This window comes from Paenibacillus sp. FSL R7-0652 (genome assembly GCF_038595045.1).
Lineage (GTDB): Bacteria > Bacillota > Bacilli > Paenibacillales > Paenibacillaceae > Paenibacillus.
Genome location: NZ_CP152001.1, coordinates 1,275,226 through 1,298,828, shown reverse-complemented (window position 1 = coordinate 1,298,828; position 23,603 = coordinate 1,275,226). Strand labels below are relative to the sequence as shown.

20 protein-coding genes and 1 tRNA gene are annotated in these 23,603 nt (G+C 48.3%); 10 read left to right on the top strand and 11 right to left on the bottom strand.

Annotation, left to right across the window (positions count from 1 at the left end):
• The first annotated feature begins 29 nt into the window (after positions 1-29).
• Entirely contained in the window at positions 30-917 is an 888-nt protein-coding gene (locus tag MKY97_RS05725; RefSeq protein ID WP_342554536.1) for a sugar phosphate isomerase/epimerase, read from the top strand.
• Positions 918-1,016: 99 nt separating this feature from the next.
• A complete protein-coding gene (locus MKY97_RS05720; protein WP_342554535.1) occupies positions 1,017-2,072 on the top strand; it encodes a Gfo/Idh/MocA family oxidoreductase in 1,056 nt (351 codons plus the stop codon).
• A gap of 266 nt (positions 2,073-2,338) precedes the next feature.
• Here MKY97_RS05720 and MKY97_RS05715 read toward each other — a convergent pair whose 3' ends face one another.
• Entirely contained in the window at positions 2,339-3,658 is a 1,320-nt protein-coding gene (locus MKY97_RS05715) for a glycoside hydrolase family 125 protein (protein WP_342554534.1), read from the bottom strand.
• A gap of 254 nt (positions 3,659-3,912) precedes the next feature.
• Between MKY97_RS05715 and MKY97_RS05710 the strand changes: the two genes are divergently transcribed.
• On the top strand, positions 3,913-4,974 hold the full coding sequence (locus MKY97_RS05710; RefSeq protein WP_342554533.1) for a LacI family DNA-binding transcriptional regulator: 1,062 nt from the start codon (positions 3,913-3,915) through the stop codon (positions 4,972-4,974).
• A gap of 169 nt (positions 4,975-5,143) precedes the next feature.
• Here MKY97_RS05710 and MKY97_RS05705 read toward each other — a convergent pair whose 3' ends face one another.
• The 3 genes from MKY97_RS05705 to MKY97_RS05695 form a co-directional block, all read right to left on the bottom strand.
• Complete coding sequence (locus MKY97_RS05705; protein ID WP_342554532.1) at positions 5,144-6,766, bottom strand: hypothetical protein; 1,623 nt, start codon at positions 6,764-6,766, stop codon at positions 5,144-5,146.
• Positions 6,747-7,316 (bottom strand): sigma-70 family RNA polymerase sigma factor, encoded by a 570-nt coding sequence (locus tag MKY97_RS05700; protein ID WP_342554531.1) that lies wholly within the window; start codon positions 7,314-7,316, stop codon positions 6,747-6,749. The genes MKY97_RS05705 and MKY97_RS05700 overlap by 20 nt, the downstream gene beginning before the upstream one ends.
• 194 nt (positions 7,317-7,510) lie before the next feature.
• Positions 7,511-8,026, bottom strand: coding sequence for a mismatch-specific DNA-glycosylase (locus MKY97_RS05695; protein ID WP_342554530.1), 516 nt, complete (start codon positions 8,024-8,026; stop codon positions 7,511-7,513).
• A 120-nt stretch (positions 8,027-8,146) separates the two neighbouring features.
• Here MKY97_RS05695 and MKY97_RS05690 point away from each other — a divergent pair, with 120 nt between their 5' ends.
• The 5 genes from MKY97_RS05690 to MKY97_RS05670 all read left to right on the top strand — a co-directional run bounded on the left by MKY97_RS05690 (position 8,147) and on the right by MKY97_RS05670 (position 12,840).
• Positions 8,147-9,067 (top strand): AEC family transporter, encoded by a 921-nt coding sequence (locus MKY97_RS05690; protein ID WP_342554529.1) that lies wholly within the window; start codon positions 8,147-8,149, stop codon positions 9,065-9,067.
• Positions 9,068-9,324: 257 nt separating this feature from the next.
• The gene (locus MKY97_RS05685) at positions 9,325-10,392 is read left to right on the top strand and encodes a WXG100 family type VII secretion target (protein WP_342554528.1); all 1,068 of its coding nucleotides are present in this window, start codon (positions 9,325-9,327) and stop codon (positions 10,390-10,392) included.
• A gap of 39 nt (positions 10,393-10,431) precedes the next feature.
• Positions 10,432-10,914, top strand: a complete 483-nt coding sequence (locus MKY97_RS05680; RefSeq protein WP_342554527.1) for an STM3941 family protein — start codon at positions 10,432-10,434, stop codon at positions 10,912-10,914.
• 566 nt (positions 10,915-11,480) lie between these two features.
• Positions 11,481-11,951, top strand: a complete 471-nt coding sequence (locus tag MKY97_RS05675) for a hypothetical protein (protein ID WP_342554526.1) — start codon at positions 11,481-11,483, stop codon at positions 11,949-11,951.
• 49 nt (positions 11,952-12,000) lie between these two features.
• Positions 12,001-12,840 (top strand): hypothetical protein, encoded by an 840-nt coding sequence (locus MKY97_RS05670; RefSeq protein ID WP_342554525.1) that lies wholly within the window; start codon positions 12,001-12,003, stop codon positions 12,838-12,840.
• 139 nt (positions 12,841-12,979) lie between these two features.
• Here MKY97_RS05670 and MKY97_RS05665 read toward each other — a convergent pair whose 3' ends face one another.
• The 7 genes from MKY97_RS05665 to MKY97_RS05635 form a co-directional block, all read right to left on the bottom strand.
• Positions 12,980-13,231, bottom strand: a complete 252-nt coding sequence (locus MKY97_RS05665; protein ID WP_342554524.1) for a hypothetical protein — start codon at positions 13,229-13,231, stop codon at positions 12,980-12,982.
• Positions 13,232-13,481: 250 nt separating this feature from the next.
• On the bottom strand, positions 13,482-14,036 hold the full coding sequence (locus tag MKY97_RS05660; protein WP_342554523.1) for a GNAT family N-acetyltransferase: 555 nt from the start codon (positions 14,034-14,036) through the stop codon (positions 13,482-13,484).
• Positions 14,037-14,328: 292 nt separating this feature from the next.
• The gene (locus MKY97_RS05655; RefSeq protein WP_342554522.1) at positions 14,329-17,049 is read right to left on the bottom strand and encodes a polynucleotide kinase-phosphatase; all 2,721 of its coding nucleotides are present in this window, start codon (positions 17,047-17,049) and stop codon (positions 14,329-14,331) included.
• Entirely contained in the window at positions 17,046-18,503 is a 1,458-nt protein-coding gene (locus tag MKY97_RS05650; RefSeq protein WP_342554521.1) for a 3' terminal RNA ribose 2'-O-methyltransferase Hen1, read from the bottom strand. Before MKY97_RS05650 ends, MKY97_RS05655 begins: the two co-directional genes overlap by 4 nt.
• Positions 18,504-18,615: 112 nt before the next feature.
• On the bottom strand, positions 18,616-19,434 hold the full coding sequence (locus tag MKY97_RS05645; RefSeq protein ID WP_342554520.1) for a nucleotidyltransferase domain-containing protein: 819 nt from the start codon (positions 19,432-19,434) through the stop codon (positions 18,616-18,618).
• Between the two features lie 71 nt (positions 19,435-19,505).
• Positions 19,506-20,999 carry a TROVE domain-containing protein gene (locus MKY97_RS05640; RefSeq protein ID WP_342554519.1) on the bottom strand — a complete coding sequence of 498 codons (1,494 nt, stop codon included), beginning with the start codon at positions 20,997-20,999 and terminating at the stop codon, positions 19,506-19,508.
• 170 nt (positions 21,000-21,169) lie between these two features.
• Positions 21,170-21,269: transfer RNA gene (locus tag MKY97_RS05635), tRNA-Asn, on the bottom strand.
• Positions 21,270-21,428: 159 nt separating this feature from the next.
• Here MKY97_RS05635 and MKY97_RS05630 point away from each other — a divergent pair.
• Together MKY97_RS05630 and MKY97_RS05625 are read left to right on the top strand one after the other, a co-directional pair.
• Positions 21,429-22,784, top strand: coding sequence for a WYL domain-containing protein (locus MKY97_RS05630; protein ID WP_342554518.1), 1,356 nt, complete (start codon positions 21,429-21,431; stop codon positions 22,782-22,784).
• Complete coding sequence (locus tag MKY97_RS05625; RefSeq protein WP_342554517.1) at positions 22,732-23,574, top strand: WYL domain-containing protein; 843 nt, start codon at positions 22,732-22,734, stop codon at positions 23,572-23,574. Before MKY97_RS05630 ends, MKY97_RS05625 begins: the two co-directional genes overlap by 53 nt.
• Positions 23,575-23,603 lie beyond the last annotated feature (29 nt).

Genomic DNA, 23,603 nt, shown 5'->3' with positions numbered 1-23,603 from the left:
ATAAGCCAATATTGGAGTGAAATACAACCATGAATCCATCTATTCGTATCGGAACCCTTGTAGGCGGCCAGGATGCCGTTCGAGTCATTCCGCAGATCATGCAGCACGGCTTTGAATCCTTTAACCTGACGTTCTGGCAAACGACAGGAAGCCTTGACCTGGCAGAGACGGCCAAACGCGTTCGCGACATCGTTGACGAACAAGGCATTACTATTTCGGCTTTAAGTGTATTTGGTAATCCGCTCACCGGAACAGGGGATAACGCTGATACCTTGGCAAGCTGGGAGCGAGCTATTGACCATGCGCAGCTGTTTGGAGCAGATATTGTCTCCGGCTTTACCGGACGATTGACCAATCAGCCGATCGATGAATCGATTCCACGATTCAAGGAAGTGTTTGGTGAACTGGCGCGACGGGCGGCAGACCGGGGTGTGCGCATTGCTTTTGAAAATTGTGATATGGATGGGACGTGGCAGACCGGCGACTGGAATATTGCACATAACCCGGCTGCCTGGGAATTGATGTTTAATGCTGTACCTGATGAAAATGTCGGTCTGGAGTGGGAGCCGTGCCACCAGATGGTCAGCCTGATCGATCCGATTCCACAGCTCCGCAAATGGGCTCCGAAAGTGTTCCACGTCCACGGCAAGGATGCAACCATCGCCTGGGATGTAGTTAAGGAACATGGCGTACACGGCCCCCATGAGTTTGTATGGCATCGAACACCCGGCTTTGGAGACAGCAATTGGGCAGATATCATCACCATTTTGCGTCAGAACGGCTATCAGGGTACCATCGACATTGAAGGCTGGCACGATCCGGTGTATCGCGATGAACTTGAAATGACCGGGCAGGTCCATGCATTGAATTATTTGAAACACTGCCGCGGAGGAAGCTTTGTACCCAATCCGGTGTAACAGATAAACACCAGCACCTCATTTACCTAGGAATACGGGAACAAGCACAATCCCGGTGATCACATGTATTATTCACATCTTTGCGAGGGAGTTGAACATATGACCTATCCTTATAGGGTTATCATTGCAGGCTGCGGAGTAATGGCTAACACCTGGGCCGACTATGCCAAAGAGCGACCAGATACTGAAATCGTGGGACTCGTTGATCTTTACGAAGACACAGCATCTGCTTTCGCCAAGCGCCATAATCTTGCCTGTCCAACATTTACGAACATTCGTGATGCGCTTCAGGCTGTCGATGCCAACATTGTATTTGATGTGACCATTCCTTCCAGCCATTACGATATCGCTATGACTTCACTGCAGGCAGGTTGTCACGTTTTTGGCGAAAAACCGCTTGCTGAATCGTTCTCGGACTGCACCGATATTGTGCAAACCGCCCGCAGCACAGGACGCATTCAGGCCGTCATGCAGAATCGACGTTTCGATCCTCGCATCCGTGCCTATCGTCAGCTTATTTCCAGCGGAACGATCGGACAGCCAGGATATGCCGGGGCAGACTTCTTCCTTGGCCCGCACTTTGGCGGTTTCCGTGACCTTATGGACAGCCCGCTGCTGCTGGATATGGCGATACATACCTTTGATCAGGCGCGTTTTATCCTTGGAGCCAATCCGGTGTCGGTGTACTGCCACGAATTTAATCCTCCTGGTTCTTGGTATAAAGGCAATGCGATGGCGATATGTATTTTCGAGATGTCCGACGGGTCTGTGTTCGACTATCGCGGGTCCTGGTGTACTGAGGGCGTGCCTACATCATGGGAAGCAAACTGGCGGGTGACGGGTGAAAAAGGAACCGCCATCTGGGATGGTCATGACAGCATCTATGCTGAAGTGGTCAGCACGCTTACGCTGGAGGCTGATGGCAAGCCATCTTTTCTCCAGCGCGGTGAACGAATTGAAGCCGAGCTGCCCGTGATGGGCAAGACCGGACACCACGGCTGCCTGGAAGACATGTTTACTGCACTTGAAGAAGGACGCCTGCCCGAAACGGATTGCAGCGACAATCAATACAGCATGGCTATGGTTCTCGCGTCCCTCGAAAGCGCACGTACCGGGCAAAAGGTTCAGATTGCCGATTTGTTGAAAACGCTATAAAAACGATAGAACTCATATGAAGCTTGTTTGTAGGTTGTTAGAAAGCTGTTTTAGAGTTATTTAATTGATTTGATTATATCCTCTTATACAAACAAACCCGGATGCCATCTCCAGAACTAATCCCTGTCTCACAAACAGGGGTCAGTCCCCTCCCTCGGCCGTCCGGGCTTTTTTTTCATATGCAGCGAACGAACTTAGAACTCTTCTGAATACATCTCCAGCATAGCGACTTGTCAAAATATACGGCGATCACCCTGAATCTTCAGCTAAAGAATACCTTTCTTCATCGCCTTGTACACCAGCTGCGCAAACAAACTGTTGGACCATGCGAACCATGGACGCGTGTACGTATGCGGATCATCGACATGAAAACCTTCGTGCATATACCCCGTTCCCGCGTCGGTGTTCTCCAGCAAATCAATCATGGCGAGCATCTCCGCGTCATTGTCTGCCGTCAGTCCTTGCATGGATAATGCCATATGCCAGATGTACCCGGGAGGAGTGTGCGGGCTGCCAATGCCCTTGGCCGCTGTTCCTTCATAATAGTACGGATTTTCTTTACTCAATATAAAACGCCGTGTATTCTGATACACCACATCTCCCACGGATACATATCCGATATAAGGGATCGACATGAGTCCCGGTGTGCCCGCATCATCCATTAGACAGACGTTGCCATACCCGTCCGTTTCGTAAGCGTAAATCTGTCCATGTACCGGATGACGATAGGTACCATACAGGGCAATGCCGTGCCGGATTTCCTCCTCCAGGCGCGCCATACGGCCCACTAGCTGTTCATCACGGAACACCCATTTTGCAATCTCCCCCATCTGGCTCAGCGTCACTGCGGCGAACATATTGGACGGAATATTGTAGTGAAAATCACAGGCATCGTCGCTTGGGCGAAAGCCTGACCAGATCATGCCCGTATAGTTTACTGACATCCCCATTCCCTTGTTACGCAGTGTATCGTGCGCCGGGCAGTTACGCCGCATGAATCGATACGGGGATTGCTCTACATGACGCTGTTCTGTCTCCCACAGGTGCACGATCTGCTCCATAACCTTTTTAAAACGTTCATCAAAGATGTCTGTTAACTCAGTCTCACGCCAATATGTATAGGCCAGCTTCATGGAGAAACACAACGAATCCAGTTCAAACTTCCGTTCCCATACCCAAGGTGACATCTCTGTCTCATCATTCGCGTCCCAGTGCCAGCCATTGGCCGTTTCGTTAAAAGCGTTAGCATAGATGTCTATATCCGCATAGAATGTATGCCGTTTAATCAGCCCTCCGATAATCCGCTGCAGCTGCGCTTCATCCTTTGCCAGCGGAACATAATGGATCACTTGCTCCACTGAATCCCGGAGCCACATGGCAGGGATATCTCCCGTAATAACAAAGGTTGTACCATCATCTAACAGCTTGGTGGTCGTTTCGAGCGTGTTTGGAAAACAATTGCGAAACTGAGCCAGCAGCTTCGGTCTGTGCTTTAAGCGTTCATCTGCTTCAGCCAAAACATTAAGAACAGCTTGGGGTAATTCTAGCTCAGGCATCGGAATTTTAGGTAATCTGAACTGATCCATGGGAGTCCTCTCCTTTTTTATGTAAACTGTTAATCAACCAAAATAGACTAATATAGACCTTCCAATAGGACTATTGTTATTTTTGTTAGTTTAATTTATAATAACGTTATCATTCTGTAAGTTTACCTTTTACATGTAGGCACGTCAATTCACAATTAATCAGTTTCCTATTCAAACATCTACCTATAGAACATAAGTCATTCACCTACACGTCCATCCCGACTCATCCATCTGTCCATAAAAGGAGTAACCATATGTCTCGAAAAGTATCGATCCAGACGCTGGCTGACCAGCTGGGGTTATCCAAATATGCCGTGTCCCGCGCGCTCAGCGGTAAAACCGGCGTCAGCGAATCTACGCGTGCACGTGTTCTGGAACTTGCCCGTGCACTCGGGTATCGTCAGAATACACCCGGCTCGGCGGGTCATACTGCCAATACCAATCAGGCTCATGAAGCCGAGCCCCCATTTACCCTAATATGTATGAATCAGCTTAACCGCGGTGAGCCGCACTATTGGCAGCGTGTACTGTCAGGCATCATCTCTGGCTGTAACGAGCAAGGCTGGCATCACGTCATTGTGTCACCTTCACTGGACTTGCCGGGCAAGGAGATTTCACCTGAAAAAGCGATCGCACCTCATCTCGACTGGACACGCTGTGCCGGAATTATCGTTATGGGCGCTTTCCCGCATACCGTGCTGCAAACACTGGTACAGACAGGCCACCCCATGATTTTGGTCGATCATCAGGAGCCTTTGCTGAACTGTGATACGATCAGTCATGATAATCTGGAAGCTGGCATTACCGCTGCCAGATATCTGATATCGAAGCAGTGCAGACGAATCGGCTTGATTACCGATGACGGCCGTGCGGCAAGTTTTGCACAGCGTAAGATTGGAATCGAGCTGGCTTTGAATTATTTTCATACCGAGGCAGGGGAAGACGTGAGCTTTCAAGCTTGGGAGGTAGCCTATGAGAGAGGTGAATGGGTGAACAAACTCGCCGCCACAATTAATCGGCTCCCTGCTGAAGAACGCCCTGAAGCGTGGATTGGCGCAAACGACGATATCGCGATGCAGTGGATGCAGAAACTCGGGCAGATGAGCGTCTCGGTACCACAGGATTGTCTAGTCATTGGAATCGACAATGTGTACGCTGCGGCTTCCTCATCTCCTCCCCTTACAACGGTGCACTTGTGCAAAGAGGAACTTGGACGGCGTGCTGTCGAGGCTTTGCAGCGTCGAATCGAACGCCCCGGGACACCGAAGGAAACGGTTATGTTGTCCACCACATTGATTCCAAGAGATTCGGCTTAATGGCCTATCCACATCAAAAAAGAGCCTCGCATTTTGATGATGCAAGGCTCTTTTCTTTATAATTTATACTCGAAGACGTTTCCTAAAAGCGCTCACACTACGTTGTGACTATATGACTTCGCGTCTAATCTGTTATTGAACGATCTTGCCAACCTTTGCTTAGTGCTCGTTATTGATCCCAAGGCATACTTGAATCACTCGTAAGTTTTACTTTCCAGTCTACATCCCCGAAACCACGATGCACCACGGTTCGTTTTAAAGTCAATTTCGTACCCTTATCCTTGTTAAAACCATGAACAATCAGCTTTAGGTCATTAACAACGTACTCTTCCTTATTATTGGGTTTGTCTCGAATACCCATCACTTCGACAGGATACTCTCTTCCCTTAGGATCGATTGCAATCCACTGATCACCATAAAATTCATTTTTAAAAACACCGCCTCCCTCCAGAACCAGGGAAGCTTTCTTCTCCACGCCTGTATGAGCAGATTGCTGCCCAAACTGATAACTGTAGTCCATTACATCTATCAAATCCCCAAGGTGATTAAACGAGGCAAATAAACGATACGGATTATCCTTTCTGCTCAGATCAACTTCCATCGTCTGCCCCTCTTTCACAGGTATCGTGTAACCATCCAGGACAAAGCGAATATTGTCTGAATTCAATGTTACCAAAGACGGGTCCCATGTCTCCGATATCTTAAGTGGTCCTCCTGCACTCACTTGACTCAGATCACGATAACGGAATTTGGCCTGACGTGCAATGGGCCTGCCCCCGTTGAAAACGCGGTACTCTCCCGTGTCCATAACTTCAATATGATACAGAATGTCCATGTCCTTAGCCCAACCTTCTGCTGCTTTAGCGCGAAGCTCGTCGTTCAGATTCACTTCCAGATCAAGCCGGGTTCCATTTGGTGTCTGCACCAATTGTGTCATAGCCAGTTCCAGCCCCTCCGGTGTTGTATAGGACGCATTCATCGGGGTTTCTTTGGACATCACTTTGGCTTGGGTCATATCCAATTTGAACTGGAAGCCCCAGTTCACGGACACCTTTTTGTCCGTATAGGTTTGGGTATTCGCATCATAGCCATAACCATCCCCTACATTTAAATGTCCGAAGTCTCCACGAACAATGATTTCATCAGGGATATCTTGGTGCAGCTGAAACACAAGCTTATTAAAAGAGCCGCTCCCTTGCCTTGTATCAAACGCAAGCTCAGCAACGTCTTTTCCGTTTTTATCCGTGATGTGGATATCCTCGGCTTTTGAGCCGAGCAGATACATCGCTGTCCCATCAGGCGCCGTTTGCTGCAGCATAAGTATAAGTTGAGAACCGTCTACAAGCACATCTTCAATCTTGAGTTTGTAACCCTGATCATTAATATCCATGTTCGGGTTCACCACAAGTCCAAGCGGTTGAAGCCGTTTGTAGTCGTCTGCCAAATCGGCATCTCTCAGAACTTCCGGGACAGGAATATTAGGCAAAGGAGGAATACTTACGACGTTTACAGGCGGCTGAACTGGCTTTTCCTTTGTCAGATCCCAAGCAGCCCAAGCTCCTCCTGCAAGCAGTACCGCAGACGCTGCGGCGATTCCCGTTCGATAAGTCCATGTCCTCTTATGCGACTTTTTGGTTTCCCATGGTACCTGCACATGAGGTTCTTCCATAGACACATGATCCAGCTTCTGCATCACTTGTAATGTAAAATCTGCATCCGGCCCCTCGCGGAACAGCTCCTCTTCCCACTTGCGATCCTGCTTCTTGTCCTGCTCACTTGAAATAGGCTTCATAGGTAGATAAACCTCCTTTACGTTCCATCTGCTTTCTCAGCATTTTCTTCCCTCGATAGAGTGCATTACGCACTTGTGCGTCATTCATATCTGTAATTGTGGCGATCTCTTCATAGGTCAACTCATTGGTGTATTTCAAGAGCAGTACAAGCTTGTACGTTTCCGGCAACTGTTTAAGCTGAAGATGGATTTCGCGCTTCATCTCCTTGTGCAGCAAGCGTTTCTCAGGTGTTTCTTCACAAACCGAATAGATATCCTGATCTGCCGTCATCACCGCTTTCTTTTTCCGCATATGATCCCTCATCACGTTCACGGCAATGGTATACACCCAGGCCGAGAAACTGCTGCCTTCTCTTCTGGTCGGCAGATATCGATAGATGCGGATAAATGTATCCTGCGCGAGATCCTGGGCATCCGGGTGACTTGCGCCCATTCCGCGCATAATGCCGTAGACTTTATTTTTATATCGATCCACGAGCATGCTGAACAGCTGTTTGTCCCCGTCTATAATGCGCTGAATCAGTTCCTCCTCCGGTATCTGATGTGTCATGTAATCCTCCTTCTCTACAGCGTCCATGCATGGTTCTGTACTATATAGACGGAAGCCCTCCCTGAAACTTCTCACTTGTTCTAAAAAAAGAATCCACCCTCTCCGGCCATCGCCGAACGGGGTGAACTCACATAATCGCAGAACGGTTGAACTCACTTATACGAAGCTATTTCCAGTCATTACAGAGAACCCTCTCATTGTCCACCGTTCTTCTCCGCCACAAAATCCGCAAGCTGGGCATAGATTGCCACAATTTCATCCATCGACATGCGTACAAGTCCACTGGACGAAGGCGCAACGAACTCCTGAATCTCTTTCACAACCGGGTCATCCTGGAATCCCCACTGCACTTTGGACCGTTTGCTGTACTGGGTGTATACCCCTTTGCCGACAAAACAGGCAATATCCGGGCGGTAAGTCTCCAGCTTTTTGCGTAAAATCTCGCGTCCTTCCGCATACTCTTCCTTCGTAATATCCTCTATGCCTTTCGTTGGGCGGGCTACGATATTGGTGAAGCCATATCCCAGCTTCAGCAGTTCTCCGTCCTCTGTGGTATCGTACAGGCGCGGGGTCAGCCCGGAACGTTCCAGAATACGCCAGAAACGATTGCCTTTATATGCATAATGGTGGCCAGTCTCCCCCGAGGTAATGCTTGGGTTAAAGCCGATAAATAAAATCGATAGACCGGTATCCAGATGATCCGGGATCATAGTGCAGCACCTCCTGAACTTTTTTGAGCAAATGACCTTGCGACTGTGTATAAAATGATATAATGATCGAAGTGTTTTCCGTAAAGAACAGAAATTTTCATGAAAAAGGAAGCTGAACCAATGATTGCAGACATCATGTTAGAAGTCGTCCTGCCCGTCTTTCTCCTGATTGCTGTCGGGTCCTGGATGCAAAAGGTGTTCAAGCTGGACTTGTACACTCTCGCCAAGATCAATTTCTATTGTATTACCCCCGCAGCCGTCTTTATGAGCATGTATCACTCCAATATGTCCGGTGAACTGCTTGGCACGGTTACGCTTTTTTACGCGATCTATGTACTTATTCTCTATATTATCGGCTCTGTGGTTTCCCGCTCATTCCGCATGAACAAAGGCATGAAAGCTGCCTTCAACAACAGCATCATGCTGGATAACGCAGGCAACTACGGTCTGCCGATTAACGCACTGGTATTCCGGGGTGACCCGCTCGCCTCTTCCATTCAGGCACTGGTCATGTCCCTGCAGTCTTTGCTTACTTTCACCTATGGTGTATTGTCGATCCAAGGTGCGAAGCTAAAGGGCAACTACCGTGCAGTCATTATCGGTTTTCTGAAAATGCCTGTACCGTATGCATTGCTGTTAGGCATTTTGTTTCAGGCGTGGAAGCTGCCTTTGCCTACATTTCTGTCCATGCCACTCACCTATGCACAGCAAAGTATGGTTGCCGTTGCACTGCTGACACTCGGGGCACAAATTGTGAAATATCCGATTCGATTATATCGTCTTGATGTGTATATTAGCACATTTATACGCCTGCTGATTGGTCCGGCAATCGGCATCAGCATCGTGCTGCTGCTCGGAATGGAAGGCATTGCCGCTCAGGCACTCATCATCGCATCCGGTATGCCTACCGGGGTCAACTCATCCATTCTTGCCGAGGAATATGATAACGAACCTGATTTTGCAGCCCAGACGGTGCTGATCTCAACACTTCTTAACATTATTACGATTACGGCCCTGATTTCGTATGCCAAAACGTTCTAAAACACAGGCAGCGCCATATACACTTCAATCTGATCAGCTGCAAGCTATTAAGTCCACGCCCACTTTAAAGGTTGTGGACTTTTTGTCTACCTTAATTCCCTGCTTGCAGGGAATTAAGGCTCAAGGGCAAATCTAATCAAATCCGACTAAAGAAGTAATTTGCTCCTCAGATCCTTGTTAGCTGTTGCCAAATTCTGTTTCACTACGTAGAATAATTGGGTAAATATCCCTTATTTATATCTATTGAGGTGGTTTAGGTGACTCGAATTGTTGTTCCTCCTGAACGTCTTCAGGATATCTCTAGACAATTTGCTCAAGCTTCAGATCAAAGCCGTACCATGATTGGACATCTGAGCAGGCAGATTGCTTCTCTTCAGAGTCAGTGGTCCGGAATTACGCAGGAGCGTTTCTTTCAATCCTTTCAGACCGCTCATCGTCAAATGGAAAGCTTTTCTCAATCTGTATCCAATATCGGAACAGAACTGCAGGGAATTGCTGCACGTTTTGCACAAGTAGATCAGTCACAGGGATCCGGTTTAAAGACAACAGCAAGTACTTTGCAAGCTGATTCCAATGGAGGTACAACCCTTTCCAATATGTTCGACACTGGTAGGGATGCCTGGGGGAAACTAAATGGCATACGAGGCAATCTGGGATTTGCCGGAACAGCAATGTATGCCACACTGGCGACGTCCATGGTTCTCACCAAGACGGTACATTTCAAGCGCGATCCCCGTAATGCTGCCCGTGCCAAAATTCATAATGCTCCTTGGGTGAAAGGCAAGGGGAACTCGGTCCTTAGCCAAATGGCTCGTAAACTGGATAAGCAATTTCGAAATCCTGGTCTATTAATGAGAGGTTTAAAAGGATTTGATCAACTCGCGGGTAAGTTGAAAATGGGAAAACTAGGACTTGGGTTCAACAAAGCTAACAGCTTTAAGGAATGGACACGTAATGTTATTGGCGGTGTAGATAAAGGTAAGTACGGTATTAAAATATCCCAAATTCCTAAAATGATCGGAAAGAAACTGTTTCCTATCAACGTTGGACTTAATATATTTGATGAAGGAGTAAAGACTGTCTCCAAATGGAAAGACGGCAGTCTAACCAAAACAGACCTTGCTGTATCGGCATCTAATGTTGTCATTAAATCCGCTGCCTCCGGTATTGGCGCTTTTGCACTTGGCAGTCTTGGAGCATTAGCAGGTCCGCCTGGTGCAGCAATTGGAGCGTATATGGGAGGAACTATTGGTGCATGGGCCGGTAAACATATTGCGGGAGCTGCAGAAAAGGGCATCCGATGGGTGAGCAAGTTATTCAAGTGATACTACAAATTAAGACGAAAGCGAGTGATCAACGAATTCATGGAGCTTATTACATATCGTCGATCCATCGTGTTCTACAAGGCAATCACTTCGTTACTCTTCGTACTCTTGGGAATTTTCATGATTGCAGTTGTTGAAAAGGGTACTCTCGGCTGGTTCCAACCCATATATTATGTAACCATGTTTGTATTATCTGTGTGGTTTTTTGGACCCTTATTTTTTAAGTTCACTTACTTTTTAATGACCAAACCGTTACTCCTTTCTTATGATCAGTACCATGTTTTTCTTAGAAATCGTAAGTCAATTCCATGGTCAAGTATTAAGAAAATTGAAATCATCGGGAGTACAACCAACAAATTAGCGCAACCTGTTCCTGATATGTATCGCTTAACACTCTTGAATAGGTCTCAAATTGATATTTCCACTCACTTTTTATTGACAAATAAGGAACTGACAGATGGGTTTAAAACCTTACAAACAGCTTGGTCTCAAAATAAACATCGCAAGAATGAAGGAGAGTGAGCTGTCCAGCTAATCATGGAGTCAATCAATTTTAGTCGTTCAGTAGTCCTGTTAAGAGCTATAGGCTCTCTAATTATGATGATTTTAGGCAGCATGATGATCCTGGATCTTAAAAATATGGCGCTAGGCTGGTTTCGCCCTCTCTTTTATGTTTTCGTATTTGTTTTATCGATTTGGTATGTTTTTCCCGCCTTCTGCAGACTGGCTTTCTTTCTCTTTTCGAGAACGCCTATCATCTCATTCGATCAGTATCACGTGACTGCCAGAGACGGTAGATCCGTACCTTGGTCCATTATCAAGCGAATTGAAGTGGTTGGAGATACGATTAATAATATAGGGCAACCCGTGCCTAGGTTATATCGTTTTACTCTTTTAGATCGATCATGTGTCGATATGTCCACATATCATCTGCTAACAAATAAACAATTTACAGATGGTGCAAAAATGTTACGTACAGCCTGGTCTCAAAATAAACATCGTAAGGTGGATAAGTAATATAAGACAGACGTTGGGTGAGCAGCTTATTTAAAGTAGACATACTTATTCTCTTCCATTGAGGAGGAACTATGGAGTCCATAACCTATACTAGAAAAACAGCATTTTACAAATCCTTCGTCTGTTTTATTCTAATTTTGATTGCCTGCATACTTCTATATGAAATCTTGACCGCTGACCTCAGCTTCTTTCAATATGTTTATTACGGTTCGGCTTCATTTCTATGTTTTTGGTTCTTTGGACCAGCTTGGTTATCTTTAACTTGGATTGCATTGGCTAAGGAACCTATACTCGTTCGTTGGGACAAAACACAAGTCCTACTAAACAACGGTACGTCTATTCCTTGGAAAACGATTACGAGAATTGAACTTAAACAACCTTTTCTCCGTAAATGGGCGCAACATTCACCTCCCTTTTACCGGCTTCATTTACACCATAATAAGTTTCAAGATATAAACACATTTCATATGCTCACTGACAAAGAACTAACCACTTATTTAGGGATGCTGCGTCAGTACTGGCATCAATATAAAGACAACTAATATACTTCACCTGTAATATTCAGCTAATCGAAAGAAGGAGATTACACTCATGACTAGACCTCTAGTAACCTTGTCCATTGAGGAATTCGGGTTTGCGCTTGCTGCCCTTGGAGCAGAAGACATTGCCGCCGGGCTTCTAAAACCGATGTATGGTGAGTTAACTGAACAGCACTGGGAGCTTGTTCTGAGAGCTGCTTCTCATAGTTTATTGTCCAAAGGACTCATCGTACGTATGGAAGAAACGGAGGTTGAACTCGAGCCGGAGTTTCTGAAGATGCTGATGCATTTTGCTCAAAGCCGCAGTATGATTCGTGCCTATTCGGACAGCCTCGGACAAGAAAAGGTATTAACCATTCATCAAGATACAGATAACAACGATACATACTTATATCACTTGACCGTGGATCAACGTGTGCACCTGTTCACCTGGACAGAACCGAAGGAATGGAAGGAAGAGCTGTTCCAGTTTTACACGGGTCAGCAGCAGCCATTCATTGAGCATCCTACTCGGTTTAAAATAACGGAAGAACAATGGAATGTACTTACTAACGAGAATCCTACTTCCTTGGATTCCTTAACGAGTGATTGGGGACTGCCCTCCGAATCATGTGAGTTGCTATTACGTTGGCACGAGTCCTTTGAAGCATCTGATCGCCAAGTAGACAACCTAAGTATTATTCGTTACACCAGCGACCAAACGGAAATACCTTTGCCCGATCAAGCCCTGCTCCTACTTCATACCGAGCAGGGCTTCTGGAGCATTTCCAAAGATCACTCCGGCAGCGAAAATGATGCCAGCATCGAGATTACCCAACATTCCGCAGCATCCTTTCGCAGTCAGCTGCAGGCTTGGATTGATCACTCCGCTATCCCGGTCTCTCATTCTTAAATGAACATCCAACACGAAGAAGTCCAAGTACAGCGACTCACCGCTGCGCTTGGACTTCTTCTATACAGCCCCTCTTGAACTGCACCTGATGCTATCCCAATGGTCCGATCAGCCTTATTGCTGGAAGACCTGCGATGGACTATGATTCAACCGTGGTTCGCTCCGGAAACTTGCCGCCTTCCCGGAATAAACATCGCACAAGCCACTGAGCAGCACGGTTGAAAAAGAAGCTGGGACTGATCCCTTCCACCTGAACAGGCTCCAGTTCTTTCACACTTTCCTTAATCTTGTTCATTTCAATGAGTCCCATTTTCCGCTCATTTGGTCCGAATCGATAAATAACCTTTTCATCGTCCTCCGTCTGTTTCACCAACAAAATCAATGACGCCATACAGGTTACCCCCTATCGTTACTTAGTGAGATTCCAATGCTCCTTTTATAATTATTACCCAGAACAGGAAGATTAGATATAGGCCTTTGGTGCTTCAGACTGATCCAAACCTCCCATCTTCCCCACATAAAAATGAGGCCCTTTAGGCCTCATTTTGTCCGTGCAGGCAGCAATAGTTATGTTCATATGCCGTGTAAATTCAATAGCAAAAAACAGATATATAATGTTTTAAATACGTTGATATACGAAGTTAAATTGAAGTTTTGGTTGCAGCCTTCTCTGATGGTACAAGCCACGGAAACCGTTCCTTATGCGTGTACACTTCCCGGGCATTCACAATAGCCGGAATCACATCCTCCCCCTTATAAAATACTCTTCCCCCGATTTTCTGAACCGGCACATGATAAGAGATTCGCAAGGCTCTCATTAACACAGGCTCCAGTAACATGGCATAATAACTGATCTGCTTCATCTCTGCATAATGCACAATCGCAGATAATAAATCTGTGACATATCGCCCCCGAAAGGTCGACAAAATGGCCAGTTTATCGATCTCTGCAATGTTACCCATTTCCGCCTGAATCAAGGGATGTTCCAGAAATGGCCCAATTTCGTTCATCAGGCTTTCTTCGCCGTATGGTTTGATTTCAATCGAACCTACATAGTGACCTTCCTCGGTAACCACCACATACCTTTCCAGAAATTCCTCGGAGAACTCAAGCTCAAATCCTTTCTCGGTCCAGACCGTTGTCCATATTCCGTTGAACATGGCAAATTCCAATTCATTCTCAACACTTTTAAACATACGCTTCGCTTCCTTTCTGAGTCAGTTATACTGAAAACTCACCATTACTATCGGTACATATAAAGGTGAGATTTAGGAAAAAATACCATCCCATGACTGCAATAAACAAGCAAAGAAAGTGAAGAACAAACCGTTTATGCCGTTAAAAATAAACAACAAAAAAAGGAATGTACTCCGAATGATGAATCATCCAGTTCCATTCCTTCTCAGGTTTATACCATTACGACGGTGCACACAGAATAAATCGGTTCATATCATTAACCCAGAATGCACTTATCGTCTCTAACCTCTTTTACAAACGCGGATCCACACGCTCCGATTCGAGAGATAAAGCAGCCAGTACACATTCATGAATCCGCTCTACAGGTTCTCTGCGCACAAAACGTTCGATCCCCTCCATACCCAGAGCGCTTTCAAGCAGCGCATGTCTTTCCTTTTTAGACGTTTTGCGTTTACGCAGGCGGGATATATGTTCAGGAGCCAGATAATCCATGCCGTAGATGATATGCAAATATGCACGTCCCCGCACTTTGAGGGCAGGCTGAATCATCTTGTTACCGTTCCAGCTGCGGAACGTCTCGGGTTTGATAACGATCCCCTCATGGCCTTCCGCTGTAATCTCCTCCCACCAGCGAACGATCTCCTGCTCATCCGCCTCGTCCGTAATGACACGATATTCCGTTTCCATCATCAGTTCCGAGATTTGAGCCAGCTCACGGTTCTGCTTCATATGCCACTCATGTGTGTGCTCCCAGAACGTTTCCGTGCTGTGTGCCAGCGTATGGAAGGGCGCGATGCGAATGTCGTCAATATCATTTACATCCCAGCAGTAATATTGGAAGACATCCCGGAATGTCCGGGCATTCTCCAGCTTAACCTCGGTTTCCTGCAGCCAGTCCGCAGTATCGCGGCCTGCAGTCACGGCTTCACGAATCTTGTCCGCCACAGCGCTTCGATCCAGCAGAGCCGCTTCAGCCACATGAGCATATTGAGAAGCAATAAGCTCGCGAGCTTTCAGGTTCCAAGGTACAATCTCAGCATCCAGCAGGACAAACTCGGTCTGATACCGTTCAAAGTAACCATCTGCAGTCAGGTCCGCATGTAATCTGTTGAGCACTTGCTTCTCCGTCGTTTGATCAAAAAAGGATCGACCTGTGCGAGTGACAATGCTTCCCAACATAGGTCTGCCTACACGCTGTACTGCCGCCTGTTCATCACGGAACAGGAGCAGCACAGCCCGGCTGCCCATATGTTTTTTCTCCGCAACCATGCGGGTCACACCCTGCGAACGATAATAACGGAATGCATCCCTTGGATGCTCCATGAACCCATCCACGGAACATTGACCCGGGGGCGGGCTCATCGTTGGCGGAATATACACCAGTTCCTCCAGCGGCACTGTAAAATGGGAGAACGTATCCACTGCCGTCTGCGCCAATTCTCCCTGCACAGTGACGTCCAGCCGTGAACCTGTCTGAACAGTAAAACCGTCCTTAAACTTGCGAATGTTCGGCGGTGCAAAGCGCCGCTGCTCCCATCGCTTCAATGGACTATCTGAATCCTGAGCGTAGTCCTGCTTCGCAGGTACACTAACCGACTCCCGTTCCGGCATTCTCCACGCCGTCAGCATCCCGCCAAACACAACACCCTGATCAATATTTACAGTATCATTCACAATCGTAGGGTATGGTCTTGGGTCATGTCCCCAGACAATGCATTCACCAGACGTATGATCTACATACCAATCTCTGCGCACGGGTCTTCCCTTTTCATCCATTCCTTCCACATCGCCATAACGACAGTAATCCTGAATACGCTTCGACTGCTTGCCGATAAAATGATCCCGAATCCCGGCATGGGCCACTACAACCTGTCTTACCCCATTTCGTGTAAACACCAGGTGAGATGGCGCATGCAGCAGAAAGCATCTCAACGCTTCTCGTATCTTTTGGGCCTCATCACTGCCCTGCTCCTGTTCCAACTGCCGCAGTTCTGCTTCTACCCGCTCATCCCCATGACTTAATGTAACATCACGACCATCCAGATAACGCGCTATCTTCCAGCCATGGTTGCTGTCCACCATGTAAGCAAGCCCAGCGGCACAATGGCGTTCCCAGAAAAGCAAACATTGTAACGATTCCGGCCCGCGGCTGCTGACATCACCGACAGAAACGAGCTTTCGTCCCAATGGATGGCGCATGATCCCGTCGCCTTGTTCGTCCACGTAACCCAGACGATGAATGACCTCCATCATCTCATCATAACAACCGTGGATATCACCAATGATGTCAACACCTGCTCCCATATCGACCATCAGCGGATTCGCTGTGCGAAGAAATGTAACCGGGTACGGATGCTTCAGCACATAACTGGCATCGAAAGCTTCATCACGGATGGATCGCAGCGTACGCTTGAACTGCTGCGCCTGCTGCTTTACCCGCTGACGCCCACGCGGATGTCTGCGCTTGTCATCCCGTTCAAGCAGTACATGCTCCGGCACATCCAGCACCACAGCAATGACAGGTACATGGGCTTGACGTCCCAGATGGATCAGCCGTTCCCGATCCTCGGGATACAGATGCGTTGCATCCACCCAGGTCAGCTTGTTCAGACGACAGCGTGCTGCGAGCACTGCCTCCATTGCTTCAAAAGCTTTGGCTGATACCTGCTGATACTCCGCATACAGTACATCCGCTTCACTGCGATTCCGGTGCTTCCATTCTACATACTCATCGTCTCCTATCAACATTCGAAACTGGTCAGATGAGACCACCTCTGTAGAGCGAATAACCCCTTCCTCCACGAGCCCTGCCAGGAGTGTGCTTTTACCGCTGTTCGACGGACCAATCAGCACAATAATTCCTGCATGCGGCAGCTGAATCTCACGCTGTCTGTACGATGGTTTATCCTGATGCCTGTGCTGGACATTATCCGCGGGATGCGGCTGATCTCGGCACGGCCCGGTGTGTGAACGATCGTGATTGTCCGTATTCGGCTGTGTGTTTTTTCTCATGCGTGACCCTCCTTCCTCTGTGTGAATTTCACCAGCTGTGTCGGCTGCCCAAATCCTTCCTTATTCTCTCCGATACCTCTGATCTCATAGTCGTAACTTCCCTTCGCTGCCCATTGTGAACATTGGAAGTCCAACTCCTCGCGAGTCCATTCAAAGCGATGGTCATGGTGACGCAGCTGCTCACGTTCCATCGAATATACTTCGTTATATTCCTTGTTCGGTGTTGTAACCAGCAGTACTTTAGGCTGATACTCGTTCAGAATGGTATCCATAATACCATCCAGACGATACGCATCAATGTGCTCGATAACTTCACACAGAATCATCACATCCTGATGCTGCATCCGCTCGTCAAAATAAAACAGTGAACCGAGCATAAGCTCGGGTACAGCTTGGACCCCGGCCCGATCCTGCAGCTTGGCAAAACGGTCCATCGCCCGTAAACGGGATTGGCCTGATGGCTCCACGGCAAGAATGGTTTCCACGCCCGGGATGTAAGAGAGTCGGGCAGACAGCTTGCCTTCACCTGCACCCATATCTACAATACGTGCTCTATCCGGCAATGAAGTCACCATGTCTGTGATTGCACGATAGCGAAGCTCATTTAACCGCAAGGGCACTTCGGATGCACTTACAGCGGTATCTTCAGCTGCTGCAGAATCTGAAGTGCATTTCTCCTCCAGATCACTGTCTGCTTCTCCTGCCTGAGCAGTTCCATGGGGTTCAGCAGTTAACGGCCCGTGCTGGCGTTCATAGGTCCGAATCAGTTCGGCAAAAAGAAGCGTGCGCCTAACGATAAGTTCCTTGAGCGGATGAGCATCTAACCAACCCTCGCCATAACGCTTGATTTTATCAATCTCATCTTCACTGATGAAATAATGCTTGTAATTATCCAGCACCGGAATCAGCAGGAACAGCTGGCGCAGTGCCTGCTGTATCGTCTGCTTACCGCGAAGCGTGATGTGACGGACCGTGCTTCTATTTTTCAGATCAAAAGAATACGCCGACTCTCCCCGTCCTACGGTCACTTCGTACCCCAAGGGTGAAAACAGCTCCTCCACCACACGGTCTGGCAGATCGGATGCTGCAGGCCCAAACGTCAGCTCCAGTTCAAACGCATGGTCGACCCATTGAACATAAGCTTCCTTTGGTCTGCCATTCAGCGCAGTTCCCAGAGCTCCACGAATGTAGGAGCAGAACAGGCTGCTTGTCACAAACTCCCGGTCATTAATATACTGCGTGATATCATATCCATCCGGCGTACCCCTGACCAGATCAACAGGATCAGGCTCGGCGTGAATCAGCACCTCCGTCACCTGCTCTTCGGCCTTGGTGTACACGATCCGCACACGCACGCCCTTGTCTGTCCGGTCATACAAATTGTTAGGATTTTTGGCGAGCAGGTGGGATACCATCCCTGCGCTGGCTCCGCTTGCTTTTATAATCAGATGCATACCTTCTCCTCCTCTCATTTGAATCTTACTTTAAGAATGGCGCTGTTCCTTTGATGCCGATGTCCTTCACTCCACAGCTCTTTAATAATCAGCCCATTATGAGTTCGTCCGCTCATTCCTCGGGGGTTTCATTCCTTCTCTCCCAGACCTCCTGCACAGCCGTTCGAAAGATCCGGTTTAATACTTCAAACTCCACAGCGTCATGCCCTCCAATTCCAGCAACTATCTTCTCCACATGTGCAATTTGCGCTGCAATGTACGCCTGAATCGCTGGAAGCTGAGGTTCCATATCCATCTCTTCTCCTGCTTTTTTCCGCCGCAGCAGTTCATGAATCTCCGTATACAGCGATGTATCCGAAGGTATCAGGGCCTCTACAAGTTCTTCAAAGGACATAGGAGGCATCGTTTCATTACGCTCAATCCAGCTGCAGGCGAGCAGCGGTCGCAGCACATAGAAGTATTTTTTGATCTTTACTTGTTCTCCCTGCAGATAATCGCGGAAATTGCCTTTGGCCATATTGAGGTAGTGGTACATACATGACTTTGGCGAAAAAGTCAGTGGTGATATCGCCCGAATCTGTTCTGCAACGCTGTACCGCTCATCATACTGAATCGGGGACTGCAGCCACTCGAGCAGGGGCGGATTGGACTTGCGGAACAGCTTCAACGCCTTGCGTATATCCCATCCGTTAATATCCAGCTGATCACTGATTGGACGTTCAATGACATCCCGCTGATCCTCAATCGATAAATACCACGCCAAGGGCCTTACATAAATAAAACGCACATCGTAGTCACTGTCCTGCGAAGGGAATCCCCACGCGCGGCTGCCTGACTCACAGGCATATATGATGCGAACCTGCTCCTCCTGTTCAATCTGAGCGAGCTGTCCCGCAATGATACCTCTCATCGTTTGATCTACATGTGTCATCTCGCTCTCCTCCTCTGTCCACCGATTTAAACATTGCTGTGAAGTCCGGCACTATGATCGAGTCAAACGATCTAAAGTGTTATGCTCCGTACACGCTCGGCAATCGTCTCGTATCCTGTTATGGTGTCCGCAATATAAGTCAGCACGGCTTCACTCCAGCCATAGATATAAAAAGTTTGCCCGTCCCTCGGCGGGACCATCGCCTGTCTGTACGGGGTAATATCCACAATGAAGGCCTGCAGCTGCGGATTCATTGTCCGCCGATATCGTTCAAGCTCAGCGTAAAATGGACTGCCTTCATTTTGCTGCTCATCCGTAATCATAATGATCCGATCCACCCTCTCTTCAGCTTCCCGCAGCTCTCGTACAGGTCTTCCCGTATCCGTTCCACCTTGTGCACGAATCTGATCTGCCTGGGCCAAAATGGCTCTATCCAGTGCGGGGTGAGCATCCTGAACCCTTTGGTCAAATAACCAGAACAGCGAACTGCCCCGGGTTTGTTTGTACAGTGCCAAGGCAAGCACGGAACCGATACGTAAATAGTCTCCCTGCATGGAGCCGGAACGATCAAGAAAGATCGCTGTTCTTCCCGGCAGTGGTGGCAAATTGTGAATGGACAGCTCTACAGCCTGTTCCAGGGCTTCCCGCAGTTCTGTACGCTGCACCGTCTCATATGCTTTGACAAAGCGAAAGGGCAGTATACGCGATTGACGCAGTGCCTCAGCATCAGTTAGACGGCGGGTGACGTAAGCGATATTTTTCTTCTTAGCAAAAACACCGGCACGGTCCATCGCATTCAAATGGCGCAGCATGGCAAACATCGGCATCTGGAACATCAAGGCTTCCCAGATCTGGCGTGTTGGCTGAAGAATGGAGGTCACCACGGAATACGGCAGCTTTCCCTTCTCGATCTGGTGTATCTGGCTGGCCGGATTACGTGTCGTTCTCAGCTTTTGCAGTGCCTGCAATTGCGGGAGTAACGCCAGGTCTGTCTCATGTCCTCGCAAGTATCGGAACAAGGCCAGCTGCTTCTCATCTTTTGGACGGGGATGTGCGGTGGCGACCATATCACTCAAACTGTAACCACGCCCGCGTCCATTATATTTCATCACCCAGTATTCACTAATTTCGTTCAGAAACTGATTGATCTGCCGCTTCACTGCACGTCCCCCCTGCCCCCGTCCGCTTCCTCTCAAAATGGTTAGAAAATCCGCCAGATCCGCCGGCGTCTTCACGACATGGGAGAACACTTTCCCGAACTGCTTCGGGTCCAATCCGGACAATACAGCCAGCCCGTACAGAGGCTGCAGACGCATGAACCCTTCATTCCGGGCATACACCAAGGCTCGCGACATGAAGCCCGTATCCAGTTCAGCCATCTCCTGATGGCTGTATGCTGCTTCCTGCATCAGCTGATGTTCATCTGCATAGAACGTATTATTCATTGTGTTTGTCATCAGCATCTGAATATACTGTTCCTCCACCAGCCGCTCATATGCTGTATATTCATCATGATGATGCAGCACGGATCGAGGTGCATTAAATAATGATTTGGCTCTGCTCATTACACATCACCTCCTGAATGCAGAACGAAATATGATCTTAACTAAATCTGTCGATAACAGCTCTATAGTTTCTCGCGTTATAAATTATTCGTTTTTGCTTTTATGAAATACTTCCGAGGAAAAAGGGGGAAGGTTATACCTGCTCTACCGCTGAGCTACACCGCCACGAACGGCGGCGATTGGATTCGAACCAACGACCCGGTCGATTAACAGTCGAAGTAACCCTCCCAGGCGCCTCGGAATTCAGATCCGCCGAGCTTCTTCACTGCCCCGCTTCACACCCTAATTATGCTTGACACCTGGTTACACGAACATGGTGAAAGTATGACGACTTTGGGCTTCTTCGAGCGATTAGAGCAACTTTGCGATGAAAGCAGGCGTTTATGTTGTTACAATGAAAGAAACACAGTCCTATCGGGAGTGAGACACATGGCTAAAGAAAGCTTCGACAAAGAGATTCAGTTCCTGCGGATGCTGTCTCTGACCAGCGGTGCATATAACCGTCAGCAGTACGCCAAACGACTGGGCATCTCTGTACATACCTTTGATAAAACACAGCGCAAGCTGCGAGACATTCGCCAAAGCCTGACAGACCCGCACACCGACAGTGAGGGCGGATCGGAGATAACGGACCTTGTCCGATTTCAATACGGCGAGTCTGCCGAGCCGCTGCTGCTCTTCCTTTTTCGCGCCAAATCCATGAAAGAAACCGAAGTGGAGCGCCTGTCTGTTATTTTACGTACACTTCAGGATGCTGCCTTGACCGCAATGGAACTGCTTGATGCATGCTGCGCGGACCTGCCGGAGGAACTGGCTCTGCCGGATGAGAAAACGATCCGCTCGGATCTAAAGTATCTGGAGGAAGTGGGCGCCATTCGCAGAGAACCTGGCGGCCGTCCCTATCGATATGCGCTGCAGCAGGATGTGCTGACCAAGCTGACGCCGGAGGAGCAGCTGGAACTGTACGACTTCGTGGACATTATGGCGAATACGCAGGTTCCATCGGTGCAGGGATATTTATTACGGGATAGTCTGAAAAAAGTAATTAAGGCAAATTATCAGCAGGAAGAAGCAACAGAGCCATATATTTATAAGTACCATTATTATTCACGTATTCTGGACGAAGCACATCTGTATACCATACTCGGTGCAATCCGCCAGCGCAGACGTGTGCAGTTTAAGTATTTTTCACCAAAGAAACCGTCCAGCTACAGCTCGCAAAATACCAATCCGAAGTTCGAACGCGAGGCTGGTGGGAGCTCTAACCGGATCATTCCGATTGAGGTGGTTTATGATCATCAGTACGGCCGCTGGTATGTGATCGGGTATCAGAGCCGGCGAAGATTCGTAAAGTTTCGTATGGAGGGCATCACCCAGCTCGAGGAGCTTCACTCTATCGAAGAAGAGCATATGCAGCAGTTGAAACAAGAATGGGCGGAGATCAGCCGGTTCAGCTGGCTTGTCGATACGGGGCGTACGGTGACGGTGCAGGCGCGCTTTTTCCATCCGACAGATGGTCAGCGCAACTTTATTCTGGATCGCGTGAAGCTGCAGGGACAGTGGGGAACGATTACCCCGGAGACGGATCAGACCTTTCTGTATGAAATTCAGGTCAACGGCACCACCGAAATTAAGCCCTGGCTGCGCAGTTTTGGCTCCAGCTGCGAGATTCTGGCTCCTCCTAAGCTGCGCCAGGAGATGATTGAGGAATGGAAGGAGATTGCGGCGTATTATGAACCTGTTCGAGAAAATGTTCAACTACCAGATCATGACGAGGCTGAATGAGACGGGATTATTCACCTGGACTTCACAAGAAAGAGCCTGGCTGCGCATGATGATGAAACATCCCGCGGCACAAGAGGCACTGAGTCCAGCAGTTCTGGCCAAACTGAACAGCATGCTGGAGGGCGAACAGCACTTGAATCTGCAGGACTACCTGACCGAAAAAGCCAAGAGCGAAGAAAACAGCGTCTCCCATCCGCTGCTGAGACCGTTACGGCAGATGATACTCAACGGCCAGGGGTTTCAGATGACAGGACGTATTCGCAGCGGACGCATAGGTCAGGAGCAGTTCGGATTTCCGTATAAGCTCGAATATTCGATGGTTAAAAAGGAATGGTATGTGCTCTGGTATGCGCCTCATTTTGCGAGGTTAATGTCCACCAAGCTGCACAGCATCACCAGGCTGGAGCCTCGGCCTATCCAACCGGAGGCCGCAGCTCGATACAAAGCGAGCATAGCCCTGATCACCGAGAAACGCAAAACGACGATTACCATCGAGGTGCTTCCGGAGTTCAATGCGGAATTATCCCGTATTCTGTATGCTTTCTCGTGCTTTGAGAGACAAGTCGAGTACAACGAAACAGATCACTTGTACCGGATTCTGCTAACGGTTCCTCGAAACGAGATCGATTACGTTCTGTCCAAAATGCGTTTTCTTGGCAAGCGCGTCCGAATCAGCAACCACATCGCCCTGCAGGAACGTATGTCCGAAACGGCTGCCAAAGTACTGGCACGTTACGCGCAGTCCGAGTCTGGGCAGATGGATCAAGGAACGGCTTCACAGGGCGATTAGCATAGATAATCCGCTGCCTACTGCTGGCT